The organism is Actinomadura sp. J1-007 (genome assembly GCF_009793335.1).
GTDB classification, from domain to species: Bacteria; Actinomycetota; Actinomycetes; order Streptosporangiales; family Streptosporangiaceae; genus Spirillospora; species Spirillospora yumaensis.
The window spans coordinates 7,292,249-7,305,328 of sequence record NZ_WING01000001.1; the positions used below are offsets into that span (position 1 = coordinate 7,292,249).

The 13,080-nt window shown below is 73.1% G+C and carries 10 protein-coding genes and 1 riboswitch; all 10 genes read right to left on the bottom strand.

Features of this window, described 5'->3' with window-relative positions; genetic code table 11:
- Positions 1 to 212: 212 nt before the first annotated feature.
- Positions 213 to 342: riboswitch (cobalamin riboswitch) on the bottom strand.
- A gap of 345 nt (positions 343 to 687) precedes the next feature.
- The 10 genes from GEV43_RS51675 to GEV43_RS33200 all read right to left on the bottom strand — a co-directional run bounded on the left by GEV43_RS51675 (position 688) and on the right by GEV43_RS33200 (position 12,901).
- Positions 688 to 2,691: an SDR family NAD(P)-dependent oxidoreductase gene (locus tag GEV43_RS51675; protein ID WP_241683129.1), complete on the bottom strand. Its 2,004-nt coding sequence runs from the start codon at positions 2,689 to 2,691 to the stop codon at positions 688 to 690.
- Positions 2,688 to 4,304 (bottom strand): AAA family ATPase, encoded by a 1,617-nt coding sequence (locus tag GEV43_RS48485; RefSeq protein ID WP_206681389.1) that lies wholly within the window; start codon positions 4,302 to 4,304, stop codon positions 2,688 to 2,690. Before GEV43_RS48485 ends, GEV43_RS51675 begins: the two co-directional genes overlap by 4 nt.
- A 278-nt stretch (positions 4,305 to 4,582) precedes the next feature.
- Positions 4,583 to 6,334 carry a LuxR family transcriptional regulator gene (locus tag GEV43_RS33170; protein WP_206681390.1) on the bottom strand — a complete coding sequence of 584 codons (1,752 nt, stop codon included), beginning with the start codon at positions 6,332 to 6,334 and terminating at the stop codon, positions 4,583 to 4,585.
- A 191-nt stretch (positions 6,335 to 6,525) separates the two neighbouring features.
- Positions 6,526 to 7,359, bottom strand: coding sequence for an AAA family ATPase (locus GEV43_RS48490; protein WP_206681391.1), 834 nt, complete (start codon positions 7,357 to 7,359; stop codon positions 6,526 to 6,528).
- Between the two features lie 355 nt (positions 7,360 to 7,714).
- Positions 7,715 to 7,984, bottom strand: coding sequence for a sigma factor-like helix-turn-helix DNA-binding protein (locus GEV43_RS33175; protein WP_309239975.1), 270 nt, complete (start codon positions 7,982 to 7,984; stop codon positions 7,715 to 7,717).
- Positions 7,985 to 8,038: 54 nt separating this feature from the next.
- Entirely contained in the window at positions 8,039 to 8,764 is a 726-nt protein-coding gene (locus GEV43_RS33180) for an alpha/beta fold hydrolase (protein ID WP_160824035.1), read from the bottom strand.
- A complete protein-coding gene (locus GEV43_RS33185) occupies positions 8,761 to 9,723 on the bottom strand; it encodes an alpha/beta hydrolase (protein WP_160824036.1) in 963 nt (320 codons plus the stop codon). Before GEV43_RS33185 ends, GEV43_RS33180 begins: the two co-directional genes overlap by 4 nt.
- Positions 9,724 to 9,904: 181 nt before the next feature.
- Positions 9,905 to 11,266, bottom strand: a complete 1,362-nt coding sequence (locus tag GEV43_RS33190) for an NAD(P)/FAD-dependent oxidoreductase (RefSeq protein WP_160824037.1) — start codon at positions 11,264 to 11,266, stop codon at positions 9,905 to 9,907.
- Positions 11,263 to 11,892 carry an anti-sigma factor antagonist gene (locus GEV43_RS33195; protein WP_160824038.1) on the bottom strand — a complete coding sequence of 210 codons (630 nt, stop codon included), beginning with the start codon at positions 11,890 to 11,892 and terminating at the stop codon, positions 11,263 to 11,265. The genes GEV43_RS33190 and GEV43_RS33195 overlap by 4 nt, the downstream gene beginning before the upstream one ends.
- A gap of 250 nt (positions 11,893 to 12,142) precedes the next feature.
- Positions 12,143 to 12,901 carry a sigma-70 family RNA polymerase sigma factor gene (locus tag GEV43_RS33200; protein ID WP_160824039.1) on the bottom strand — a complete coding sequence of 253 codons (759 nt, stop codon included), beginning with the start codon at positions 12,899 to 12,901 and terminating at the stop codon, positions 12,143 to 12,145.
- Positions 12,902 to 13,080: the final 179 nt, after the last annotated feature.

The following is a 13,080-nucleotide window of genomic DNA, read 5'->3' on the forward strand; positions in this document are numbered from 1 at the left end:
AGCATCACCGTAACCGCGGCCAGCAGTCCGCGTCCGCACCTCACGAGTTCCCTGTCCTCTCATCAGCCACGGCCCGGAACGGGCGTGCAGGGAAAGGGACGGAAGGGGACAGGGTCGCCGAAAACGGCAATGGCGCGAACGGTCACGAGCATGCCGCCGCGTCCTCCTCTCCGGGGAAATCCGCCCCAGGTTCTTCGAGGAGGCGACCGCGTGAGTCTCCTGGCTCTCGGGTCGACGCTCGCCCCGGCCTTCCCACCCGCTCGCACGGGCAGTGGCCTCGTCGGGGCTCGCTCACCGATCACAGTGGCGGGACCGCGCCGGATTCACACCGGCTTCCTCGTTCCGCCGTCGCCTGTGCCGCACATCATGACATACCGGTCGCCGCCGCCCAGGCGGTCTCCACTCCACCGGCCACCGCGCCGCAAGCCGCTCGACGCCGCGGCTGAACGGGTCGGGGATCCCGGTCGCCGGGTCGCGCGATGGACGGCGGGAGGGCGATCCCGGCTTTGCTTTGGAAAACCTAGTGCTCACTGTGGCACCGGCGCCGCAGACGCCTGACATGAGTCTGCGCGACGAGCCGAACCCGTCTGGCAGGCCTGGAACGCCCCCAAGGCGCCCCGCGGCGGACCTCCGATCACCGACCGTATTGGCCCTCCGCAATGAACGCGTTCGCGTCCCTCGTCGCGGTCACCATGTCTGGTCGCCGGCGCGGACCAGCATCTGGTTGACGGCGACCCGCCGTTCCCGCGTGACGATGTAGCCGACGGCGTCCGCGATGTCCTCCGGCCGCAGCGCCTCGATGCCGGCGACCTGGCGGCGGGACGCGTCCCAGACGGTCTCGTTCAGGTGGTCCACCAGTTCGGTGTCGACGGTGCCGGGCTCCACCATGCTGACCCGGACCTGTTCACTGAGCAGTTCCTGGCGAAGCGACTCGGTGAACGCACCGAGGCCCGATTTGGTCATGCTGTAGACGCTGCTGCCCGGCCGGACGGTCCGCCCGGCCGCCGAGCCGATGTTCACCAGGTCCGCCACCTGGCGGGGCGATGTGGAGGCCGCGTAGATCAGGTGCGGGACGGCGGCGTGCGTGACGTGCAGCAGTCCCGTGACGTTGAGCGAGACCATCCGGTCCCACTCCTCGACGGACGTGTGCAGCGCCGAGCTGAGCAGCATGATCCCGGCGTTGTTGACCAGGATGTCCAGGCGCCCGAGCCGGTCCAGTGTCTCCTGCACCGCGTCCTCGGCGCGTTCGGGGTCGGTGAGGTCGGCCGGCACCGCGACGGCGTGCCCGCCCGACGCGGCGATGCCGCTCGCGACCTGGTCCAGGCGGTCGCGGCGGCGGGCGACCAGGGCGACCGCCGAACCGTCCCGGGCCAGGCGGCGTGCGGTCGCGGCGCCTATCCCGCTGCTGGCGCCGGTGACGAGCGCGACGGCTCCGTCCAGCGGCTGATCGGACATGACGGCCTCATTCCTTCCGCGATCCAGGAGTCGAGTCCCGGAGCTGTGCCTCCTGCGCTCGGCGAAACGCCGACAGGACCAGCCTCGTGGGGAGGGCCACCGGGTCGCACCAGGGTGTCTCCCTGGTCGACACCGGCCAGGGACCCCCCGGACTTCACGCGGGGTGCGAGGAGCCGGAGTCGTCGCGCGGAAGAACGTCGGGAAGCTGCTTGCGGGAGCCGACCCCGAGCTTGGCGAAGATCTTGCGGAGGTGCCACTCGACGGTGCGGGGCTCAGGAAGAGCCGGGCCCCGACCTCCGGGTTGGACAGGCCGTCCCGCACGAGCAGGGCGATCTGCCGCTCCTGCGGGGTCAGCTCCCCGCTCGCCGGGGTCTCGGTCCTGCGTTTGCGGACGGTCTCGCCGGTGGCGAGGAGCTCGCGCCGGGCGCGCTCGGCGAATGCCTCCATCCCGATCGTCGTGAACATCTCGTAGGCGGTCCGCAGGTGGGCCCGCGCCTCGTCCCGCTGCCGGTCCCGCCGCAGCCACTCGCCGTACAGCAGGTGTGCGCGCGCCAGTTCGGGACGCATGATCGTCCGGCCCAGCCGCTCGATCGCCTCGCGGTAGAGGTCGGCCGCGGCGGCGTCGTCGCTCATCAGGGCCCGGCAGCGTGTCAGGATTCCTTGAGCCCAGTCGGTGTCGCACGGTTCCGTCACGTCCGCCAGGTTCTCGAGCGCCCCGTGGGCGGCGGTGTCGTCCCCGGTGCGCACCGCCGCCTCGACGAGCTCGGGCAGCGCCCATTGGGAGACGAGCGCGTTGGCGCTCTCGATGGTGGCCTGGGCCTCCGTCAGAGCCCGCTCGTGGTTGGCGAGGCCGTTGTGCAGGATCGCGGCCGCCCAGTGCGCCGACGCGACGCCGTTCAGCTGGCCGGTGGCGCCGGCCTCCTCGATCGTGGCGGCGATCAGTGCCGCGGCCTCGGCCGCCCGGCCCTGCATCGCCGTCAGCAGGAGCCGGGTGTGCTGGGTCATGGGCACGCCCGTCGCGGCGGTGGCGGCGTCGGCCTCCGCGACCATCGCGGCCGCGGTGGCGAAGTCGCCGGCCAGCGAGGCCGGTATCCCCAGCGCGTGGAGGTAGATGGGCAGCTCGGACAGGGCGCCGATCGCGCGCACCTCGGCGATCACCCTGACCGGCCACTCGGTCGTGGGCCGGTCCTCCCAGACGAGCGCCGGTAGCGCACCGGCGACCCAACTCCACTTCATGAGGTTCTGCACAGGAGCCTCAAGGAGCGCCCGCGCGCCCTGCCGCAGCGCGGGAAGCGCGGCGCTCCGGCCGTCGGTGATGAGCAGCGCGCAACCTTCGAGCGAGAGATCGAGGGCGCTCGGTTCGCCTTCGGGGAGGGGAGCCTCCTGATCGCCTGGGAGATCGCCATGAGGCTGTCCCGGTTCGCGGCCCCGTACGACGCGCTTCCCCAGGCGATGAGGTAGGTCTCCCGCGCCAGGGCCATGTCGAAGGACTCCAGCCGCTGCGCGGCCGCGAGCAGCATCGGGGGCGCCTCGTTGTTGAAGCCGGCGGCGAAGGTGATGTGGCCGCGGGCGAGGTGGGCGCGCACGCGCTGGTACTCGCTCTGGGCGTCCCGGTCGGCGATGTCGGCGAGGTTCCGGCCGGCGTCGAGATCGCCCGCGTGGCGGCTCGCGTCGGCGGCCGCCAAGGCGCGCTCGGCGCGCCGCGAGGCGTCCGCGGTCAGCGCCACGGACCGTTGCAGGAACGCCGCGGCGGCGGCGAGCCCGCCGCGCGCCTGCGCCCGGTCGGCGGACCGCTCCAGTTCGGCGGCGACCGACTCGTCCGGCATGGTCGTCGCGGACGCCAGGTGCCAGGCCCGGCGGTCGGGGTCGGCCTTCGCGTCGATGACCTCAGCCAGTGCCAGATGGACCGCCCGGCGGTCCTTCTGCTTCGCCGAGCGGTACACGGCGGAGCGGACGAGCGGGTGGCGGAAGACGACGCGCGTGTCGAACTCCAGCAGGCCGTCCGTCCCGTGCGCCAGCACCGTCGCCGGGGAGATCCCGAGCCGTTCGGCGGCGTGCCATACCAGGGACGGGTCGCCGGTCGGCTCGGCGGCGGCGAGCAGCAGGAGCAGGCGGGTCTGCTCGGGCAGGTCCTCGATCCGGGACAGGAAGCTCTGCTCGATCCGGTCCGGCAGCGTGTCGGCGTGCAGCAGGCCGAATCCGCCTGCCATCTGGGTCAAGGTCAGCCCGCGCGGCAGTTCCAGCAGGGCGAGCGGGTTGCCCTGGGCCTCGGCCACGAACCGCTCGCGGACGTACCGGTCGAGCCGGACGGGCGTCACCGAGTCCAGGAGGGCGTAGGCGTCGGCGTCGTTCAGCCCGGTGACCTCCAGTTCCGGAAGCCCGAGCAGGTCTCTCGGCTGCTGCCGGGTGCCGAAGACGAGGGCGACCGACTCGGCCAGCAGCCGGCGCGCGACGAAGCCGAGGACCTGCGCGGAGGTACGGTCCGTCCACTGCGCGTCGTCGACCACGCACAGCAGGGGGCTGTTCTCGGAGGCCGCGGACAGCAGGCCCAGCACGGCCAGGCCGACCAGGAACCGTTCCGGCGGCGGCCCCGCCCGCGTCCCGAACACCGTCTCCAGCGCGTGGCGCTGCGGCTCGGGGAGGTGCTCCAGGCGGTCCAGCAGCGGTGCGCACAACTGGTGCAGCGTGGCGAACGGCAGCTCCATCTCCGACTCGACCCCGACCGCGCGCAGCACCTGCATGCCCGTCGCCGCGTTCTCCGCGTACTCCAGCAGCGCCGACTTCCCGACGCCCGGCGCCCCGTGCACCACGAGCACGCGGCTCTGCCCCGTGCGGACGGCCGCGATCATCTCATCGAAGACGGCGCACTCCGGCCCCCGCCCGAGGAGCCCGACATTTCCCGCATGCCCGGCCCCGCCTGTACGCGCGCCCACCCGCCACCCCGCCCTTATTGCGGAAAATGCTCTTGCGTGTTGAATTATGTCCGAATCCGCATCCGAGGTGCGAGCTCAAGCGAGATCCGGGCTCGACCGCCGCGCGTCCGACACCATGCTCGACCTGCGCGTCGGCCTCGGCACGCGCCGCCGTACGCCCCGGCGGCGCGGCCTTGCCGAAGCCGGCCTCTCCCTCACTCCGGGGTGAGAACGTGCTCGCTGGGCGGCAGGACGTCGCGCAACTGCCTGCGCGAGGTGATCGACAGCTTGGCGAAGACCTTGCGCAGGTGCCACTCGACCGTGCGCGGGCTGAGGAACAGCCGCGTGCCGATCTCCGGGTTGGACAGGCCCTCCCGTACGAGCAGTGCGATCTGCCGCTCCTGCGGGGTCAGCTCCTCGCCGGACGCGGCCTCGACCGCGTGCTTGCGGACGCTCTCGCCCGTGGCGAGCAGTTCGCGGTGGGCCCGCTCGGCGAACGCCTCCATCCCGATCGCCGTGAACATCTCGTACGCGGTGCGCAGCTGCTCCCGCGCCTCGACCCGCTGCCGGCTCCGGCGCAGCCACTCGCCGTACAGCAGATGAGCGCGCGCGAGCTCCGGGCGCAGCTCCGTGCGGCCCAGCCGTTCGATCGCCTCGCGGTGGAACTCCCGCGCGGACGGCCCGTCGCTCAGCAGCGCCCGGGAACGGGCGAGCACGCCGAGGGCCCAATCCGTCCCCGACGGCTGCGTCGCGTCCGCCAGGTCTTCGAGCGCCGCGCGCGCGATGTCGTCCTCACCGGCGCGCACCGCCGCCTCGACCAGTTCGGGCAGCGCCCAGACCGACACCCACAGCTCCCCCATCCGGGTGCAGACCTGGGCCGCCGCCAGCGCCTGCCGGTAGCGGCCGAGCCCGTTGTAGAGGACCGCGGCCGCCCACTGGGCGACCGTGACCCCCATCAGCTGGCCGCCGGCGCCGGCCTCCTCGATCGTGGCGGCGATCAGCGCCTCGGCCTCGGCCTCCCTGCCCCGCAGGGCGTTCAGCCGGAGCTCGACGTGCGGCGCGATGGGCACCCCGGTCGCCGCGCAGACGTCCTCGATCTCCGCGACGATCGAGGACGCGGCGGTGAAGTCCCCGGTCCAGGCGATGGCTATCCCAAGGGAGGTCAGGCAGAACGGGAGCTCGGTCAGGGCGCCGGCGGCGCGCACCCCCTCGACGACCCGGCCGACGAGGACGCGCATGGCCCGGTCGTCCCAGACGGCGGCGCTGACGCCGTTGGCCACCCAGCCCCATTTCAAGACCTCGCGCACCGGCAGGTCTTCCAGCGCGGCAAGCGCCCGTTGCAGGACGGGGACGGCGGCGGCCCGGCTCTCGGTGACGAGCAGCGCGTACCCTTCGAGCACGAGGTCGAGGACGTGCGGGGCGCCCGCCGGGGGCGGCAGCGCCTTCACGGCCTCCGAGATCGCCGTGAGGCTGTCGGAGTCCGCGGCGATCAGCGCCGCGGTGCCCCACGCGATCAGATACGTCTCGCGCGCGAGGTCCATGTCGAAGGGCTCGATCCGCTGCGCGGCCGCCAGCAGCAGCGGCGGGGCCTCCTGGTTGAGGCCGGCCGCGAACGTGATCCGGCTTCGGACCAGCTGCGCCCGGACGCGCTGGAACTCGCTCTGGGCGTCGCGGTCGGCGATGTCGGCGAACCGGCGCGCGGCGTCGAGGTCGCCGGCCTGGAGGGTCGCGTCGGCGGCGGCCACCGCGCGCTCGGCGCGCCGCGACGAGTCGACGGTCAACACGACGCAGCGTTGCAGGAACGCCGCGGCGGCGGCGAGCCCGCCGCGCGCCTGCGCCCGGTCGGCGGACCGCTCCAATTCTGCGGCGACGGACTCGTCCGGCGCGGCCGCCGCGGCCGCCAGGTGCCAGGCGCGGCGGTCAGGGTCGACCTTGGGGTCGGTGACCTCGGCCAGCGCCAGATGCACCGCCCGGAGGTCCTCCTTCGACGCCGACCGGTACACGGCCGAACGCACGAGCGGATGGCGGAACGTCACGCGCGCGTCCAGTGACAGCCATTCCCGCGTGCCGTCGGCGAGCGCCTCCTCTGATGCCGCGCCGAGCCGGCCGGCGGCGCCCCAGACCAGGGTGGGGTCGCCGACCGGCTCGGCCGCGGCGATCAGCAGGAGCAGCCGGGCCTGCTCGGCAGGCCGCCGATCCGGGACAGGAAGCTCTGCTCGATCCGGCCCGGCAGCGTGTCCGAACGCAGGAGCCCGAACCCGCCCGCCATCTGGGTCACGGTCAGCCCGCGCGGCAGCTCCATCAGGGCCAGCGGATTGCCCCTGGTCTCGGTGACGATCCGGTCGCGGACGTGCTGGTCGAGACGGCCGTAGGTGACCGAGTCCAGGAGGCTGTGCGCGTCCGCGTCCAGGAGACCGGTGACCTCCAGTTCGGGGAGCCCGATCAGATCCTGGGAGCGCTCCCGGGCACCGAAGACCAGAACGACCGACTCCGCCAGCAGCCGCCGGGCCACGAAGCCGAGGACCTGCAACGACGTCTGGTCCACCCACTGGGCGTCATCGACCACGCACAGCAGCGGACGCTCCTCCGACGCGTCCGACAGGAGGCTGAGCACCGCCAGCCCGACCAGGAACCGTTCGGGTGGCGCCTCCGCCCGTATCCCGAACACCGTCTCCAGCGCGTGGCGCTGCGGCTCGGGCAGGTGCTCCAAGCGGTCCAGCAGCGGTGCGCACAACTGATGCAGCGTGGCGAACGGCAGCTCCATCTCCGACTCGACCCCGACCGCGCGCAGCACCTGCATGTCCGTCGCCGCGTTCTCCGCGTACTCCAGCAGCGCCGACTTCCCGACGCCCGGCGCCCCGTGCACCACGAGCACGCGGCTCTCACCGGCGTCGACGGCCGCGAGCATCCGGTCCACGACGGCGCGCTCCGGCCCCCGCCCGAGCAATACGACACTCTCCCCGTGGCCCGCGCCGCGTCTCCGTTGTTCCACCGCTACCGCCTTCGTCACGCGCCCGGCTCTGGTCGACCGCGTATCGGGACACCTTCATCGTGACCACAAAGATCGCCAGCCTCAGTTCGATGATCCCAGATTCAACGGCCTGCTCACGGCTTCGGCGAGAGCGTGCCGACCGCCCGGCCGGCACTGGCCGTCCGGCGACCTCGCCGCACTGGGGAGAGTTCCTTACCGCCGGCGGTGCCGCAGGTCAGGGGCGTTGCCAGCGGCGCGGCACGAGGCCGGTGCGGCCGTTCACGGACCCGACGGTCACGGCGGTGCGGGGCCGGCCAGCAGGTCCGTGATGAAGCGGGCCACGGCGTCCGCACCGTGGGTCGGGTGGACGGGTCATTCACAGCACCTGGTCGATGCCCTGCTCGGAGACGTTGACGGTCAGTAGCCGGCGCTGCTCGGACCCGGTCACCGGCGCGCGGCGCCCGGACTGGAGGTGCGCGCGGGCCCTGCTGACGAGTTTGCGGGCCGCGACGTCACTGGCCTGAAGAATGTCGGCGGTCTGCGGATAGGGGTAGTCGAACGCCTCCCGCAGCACGTACGCCGCGCGTTCCGTGGGTGAGAGCCGCTCCAGCAGGAGCAGCACCGCGAAGCCGAGGGCCGCCGACACCGGCCCGCCCAGCGGCGGTGAAGCCGATGGGCGGGCCGGCGGGCAGGGCTCCGGTCAGCCTCGCCGGTCACCGACGGCGTCGAGGATGGAGGCGACCACCGCGTCCGGCCGGGACGCGGCGATCGCGTGCGAGGCGCCCGCGATCTCGCGGGTTCCCTGCGCGGAGGCCCGGTCGGCCATGAACCGCAGCAGCTCGGCCGGGATGTTGAGGTCGCGGTCGCCGAAGACGAACCAGGACGGCTTGGTGCGCCAGGCCGCCTCGCTCACCTCCAGCCCGTCGGTCAGCGCCTTCTCCGTCACCGGGCGCTGGGTGGCCGCCATCAGGGCGGCCTCGCCGGCCTCCAGGTCCGCGCAGAACTGGGCGTGGTACTTCTGGTCCGCGATCCGGAACTCGTTGCCGCCGGAGGCGACCGGGTAGGCGGCCAGCGCGCCGCCCAGGGAGCTGCCCTCGAACTTGCCGGACAGTTGCAGGGCGCTCTCGCCGGTCTCGGGGGCGAAGGCGGCGACGTACACCAGGGACCGGACGGCAGGATCGCCGGCCGCCGCCTGGGTGATCACCATGCCGCCGTAGGAGTGGCCGACGAGGACGACCGGACGGCCGATCCCGCCGATCACGTCACGCAGGTAGGCGGCGTCGCCCGCCACGCTGCGCAGCGGGTTGGCCGCGGCCACGGCCTCCAGGCCGCGGCCGTGCAGGTCCCGGATGACGCGGTTCCAGCTCGCCGACTCGGCGAACGCTCCGTGGACCAGGACGACGACGGGCTGCTCGCTGGTGGTCATCGGTCTTCCTCTCCGGTGTGCAGGGCGAACTTCAGGGCCGCGACGGCCTGCGCCGTCGCGGCCCGTGCGGCGCGGGTGCCGCGGACGGGGTCGAGCATCATGAAGTCGTGGAGCGTGCCGTTGTAGCGGACGCTGGTGGTGGGCACCTCGGCCTCGGTGAGGCGGCGGGCGTACGCCTCGCCCTCGTCGCGCAGCACGTCGTTCTCGTCCACGATGACGAACGCGGGCGGGAGGCCGGCCAGGTCGTCGAGGGTGGCGCGCAGCGGCGAGGCGGTGATCTCGGCGCGCTCGGCGGGGTCGGTGGTGTAGGCGTCCCAGAACCAGGCCATGGCCTTGGCGGTCAGGTACGGTCCGTCGGCGAACTCGCGGTAGCTGCCCGTGTCCTGGGCGGCGTCGGTGACCGGGTAGTACAGCGACTGGTGCACGAACGCCACGTCCCCGCGCCGCTTGGCCATGATGGTCAGCGCGGCCGTCATGTTCCCGCCGACCGAGTCGCCGGCGACCGCCAGGCGGGAGGCGTCCAGGCCCTCCTCCGCGCCGTGCCGGGTGATCCACCGAGCGGTGGCGTACGCCTGCTCGATCGCCACCGGGTACCTGGCCTCGGGCGACCGGTCGTACTCCACGAAGACCACCGCGGCGTGCGCGCCGACCGCCAGCTCGCGCACCAGCCGGTCGTGCGTGCCGGCGTTGCCGAGCACCCAGCCGCCGCCGTGCACGTACAGCACGACCGGCAGCCCGTCCCCGGCGTCGACGGGCCGGACGATGCGGACCCGGACGTCGCCCACCGCGGCCGCCACGGTGATCCACTTCTCGTCGATCCCGGGCTTGTCGACCGGGGCGGCCTGGAGGTCGTCCAGGACCTTGCGGGCCCCCTCGACGCCCAGCTCGTACAGGAACGGCGGCTTGGACGTGGCGTCGGCGAGCTCCTGCGCCGCCGGTTCGAGAACGTGCTCACTCATCGGTGTGTCCCTTCTGAAACTGTTCTTCGCTCGTCATCGGTCTCTCCGGTCGCTGCTTCGGGGTCGATGTCCATCACGGTCGCCGGGCCGGGGATCCCGGGGCACCCGGGTGGGGCCCTGGGAGAGTCCCTGGGGTGACGCAGAACCCCTGGTGGCCGTACCGCGAGGTCGCCACGCGTGGTCAGTGGAGGTCGTCCAGTGCGGCTTCCACGGCCCGGTGGAAGGTCGGATAGGTGTAGATCATGTGCTTGAGGCGGTCGGTGGGCGTCTCGGTGTGGACGGCGATGTTCAGCCCGTACAGCACCTCGCCCCCCGCGGGACCGGCCGAGGTGGCGCCGACCAGGACGCCGCGGTCGGCGTCCTCGACGAGCCTGATGAACCCGTCGTTGCCGGGCCCGTGGACCAGGCCGCGCGCGGAGGAGGCGATCAGCACAAGACCCGTGCGCACGCGCATGCCCTGGTCACGGGCCTGCCGCTCGGTCAGCCCCACGGCCCCGATCTCGGGGTCGGTGAACGTGACCCGGGGGAGCGCCCGGTAGTCGGCGTCGGGGCCGGGCCGGCCGAGGATGTCGAGGACGGCGATCCGCGCCTGATACATCGAGACGTGGGTGAAGGCGCCGTGGCCGGTGATGTCGCCGACCGCCCAGAGCCGTTCTCCTGCTCGCATCTGCCCGTCGGTGCGCACGGCCGGCGCGGCGGGGTCGAGGCCCAGCGTGCCGACACCCAGGGCCGCCAGGTCCGCGCGGCGGCCCGTCGCGACCAGCAGGCGTTCGGCGCGCAGCGGTTCCAGACCGCCTTCGAGCAGGACCTCGAACGTCGTCCCGTCATGGTCGATCTGGGCGGCTCGGGCACCGGTGCGCACGGAGACCCCATCGGCCCGCAGTGCCCGCGCGGCCAGTTCCCCGGCTTCCGGTTCCTCTCGGGCGAGCAGCCGGTCCCCGCCTTCCAGGACGGTGACCGCGCATCCGAAGCGGGCGAAGACCTGGGCGAGTTCCACGCCGATCGCGCCGCCGCCGAGCACCAGCATCGAGGCGGGGATCTCCTCGGCCGCGATGGCGTCCCGGTTCGTCCAGTAGGGCGTCTCCGCCAGCCCCGGCACCGGGGGGATGCGGGGGCCCGTCCCGGTGGCCAGAACGACGCCGCGCCCGGCCCGGAACGTGCGGTCGCCCACGGTCACCCGGCCCGGTCCCGCGAGCCGTCCCTTCCCGCGGACCGGCCGCACACCCTTGGCCGCCAGGCGGTCGGCCGCCGCCCGGTCGTCCCAGCCGCCAGTGGCCTCTCGCCGAACGCGCTCGGCGACCCGGCTCCAGTCGGGTACCGCCTTCACCTCACCGGCCAACTCGGATACGCGACCGGCCTCGGCGAGCACGTTCCCGGCGCGGATCATCATCTTGCTGGGGATGCATCCCCAGTACGGGCACTCGCCTCCGATGAGCTCGGCCTCCACTCCGACCACGTTCAGCCCCGCTTCGGCCAGCGTCCCCGCGGCGAACTCGCCGCCCGGCCCCAGCCCCACGACCACCACATCGACCTCTTCTGTCATTTCGCTCTCATCTCCTTGGGAGCCGTTCCGGCCGTGCATGTCCTGGTGGCCTCGGCCGACATACCGTCAGGCAGGGTGCTTCGCCGCGGGGCGCGGGACCGTCCCGGCATGACCAGGACGGCGGCCAGCGCCTGCTGGACCGTGGTGTGGACGGGGATGTGGTCGCCCAGCCTCAGCACGTCGAAGACGCGGGCGACCAGCGGGGACGGCGCCGCGACCCGCACGGTGGTGCCGTGTGCGCCGGCCGCCAGGTGGGCGTCCACCAGGACCTTGACGCCGCTGGAGTCCAGGAAGGCCACCTCGGTCAGGTCGAGCGCGAGGTGCCGCCCGCGGTCGGGCCGGGCGTGCCGCTCGCAGTAGCCGCGCAGCTGCGGCGCGGTGGCGATGTCGATCTCACCGGCGATGGCGATCAGCGTGACGCGGTCCAGCAGGACACGGTGATCGATCTGCAACTCGATCCCCCGGTCCGGCTGGACGTCGTGGAGGGTGCGGCGGGCCAGGGCGATGGGATCGAGCGAGCGGCACGGCGCCGCCTCCTCCCAGTGCGAGGTCGTCTTGGTCAGGGCCGCACCCGCGCGGGGAAGGGCCGTCCCGCGTGGTCTGCCGGTGCCGTCGTTGGCCGTCACTGTTCCTCCAGTCACTGCTTCGTTCTCAGGGCGACATCAACAACGGTGGCCGGAACGGGTACGGGGTGAGACCCGGGTGAGCCACTGGGCGGGACCCTGGGGTCGGTGACACTTCCCGGGAGCGCGAGAGCCCGACAGAACCGGGCACAAGATCCGCCGATGGGTGTCACACGTGTGAGGGCCGCCTTGTCGAACGAGGTGTACGCCCTCGCATCCGGTCGGGCCCGACCTCCGGCGCTCCGCATCCGGGTCACGCCACGCGGTCGCCGTACAGGACCGCTGCCTCCGCCGCGCCCCTGCCGCGGCCGGTGAACGGGTTGGCGGCGTCCGCGGCGAAGAGGTCCTCAAGGGCCGCGGTGTTCCCGGTCTGGGCGGCGCTGAGGAAGACCTCCACGAGGCGGCGGTGCTCCGTCCTGTCGATCGGCACGCGTCGCGTCGAGGTCAGGTGCTTGCGGGCACGGCTCACGAGCTGGCGGGTGTTGGCCGGGCTGACCTGGAGGATCTCCGCGATCCGCGGGTAGGGGTAGTCGAACGCCTCGCGCAGGATGTAGGCGGCCCGTTCGGTCGGGGTGAGCCTCTGGAGCAGCAGCAGGAGCGCGAGTTCGAGCGCCTCGCCCCGTTCGGCCGCGAGGGCGGGGTCGGTGCCGGTGTCGACGGGTTCGGGCAGCCAGGGACCGATGTAGGTCTCCCGCCGCGACCGGGCGGACTTGGTGATGTTGATGGCGAGCCGCGTGGTGATCAGGGCCAGGAAGGCCGTCGGGTTCGCGATGGCCGGACGGTCGGCGTCCTGCCAGCGCAACCAGGTGTCCTGGACGACGTCCTCGGCTTCGGTGACGCTGCCGAGCATCCGGTAGGCGATACCGAACAGGCGCGGGCGCGCCCGCGTGAAGACGGAGGCGGCCTCTTCGAGCGTGCCGTCCGGCCACTCAGGGTCTGGCCGCACATCCGCAGGCGCCTTCCCCGCGCCCGCGATCTTCTGCGCCGCCGGCACCTGTACGTGCTTGGTCATGAGCGGTTGTCCTTTCCGTCCTGCTGCGCGGCGGGAATGTCGGCGACCGGGGACGGGGTCTCCCGCCACGGCGCCGCCTCACGGACGAGCCGTTCTGCGCCGCGGGCCCCGATCGACGTTCCGGCCGATACCGATCACCGTCGCCGGGCCAGGTAGGGAAAGGCACCAGGGTGATCCCC

What these genes read in the sequence shown, in the direction of transcription:
- GEV43_RS51675 (WP_241683129.1), bottom strand. Translation starts at nt 2,691, where the DNA reads ATGAAGTGGAGTTGGGTCGCCGGTGCGCTACCGGCGCTCGTCTGGGAG.
- GEV43_RS48485 (WP_206681389.1), bottom strand. Translation starts at nt 4,304, where the DNA reads ATGATCGCGGCCGTCCGCACGGGGCAGAGCCGCGTGCTCGTGGTGCAC.
- GEV43_RS33180 (WP_160824035.1), bottom strand. Translation starts at nt 8,764, where the DNA reads ATGACCACCAGCGAGCAGCCCGTCGTCGTCCTGGTCCACGGAGCGTTC.
- GEV43_RS33185 (WP_160824036.1), bottom strand. Translation starts at nt 9,723, where the DNA reads ATGAGTGAGCACGTTCTCGAACCGGCGGCGCAGGAGCTCGCCGACGCC.
- GEV43_RS33190 (WP_160824037.1), bottom strand. Translation starts at nt 11,266, where the DNA reads ATGACAGAAGAGGTCGATGTGGTGGTCGTGGGGCTGGGGCCGGGCGGC.
- GEV43_RS33200 (WP_160824039.1), bottom strand. Translation starts at nt 12,901, where the DNA reads ATGACCAAGCACGTACAGGTGCCGGCGGCGCAGAAGATCGCGGGCGCG.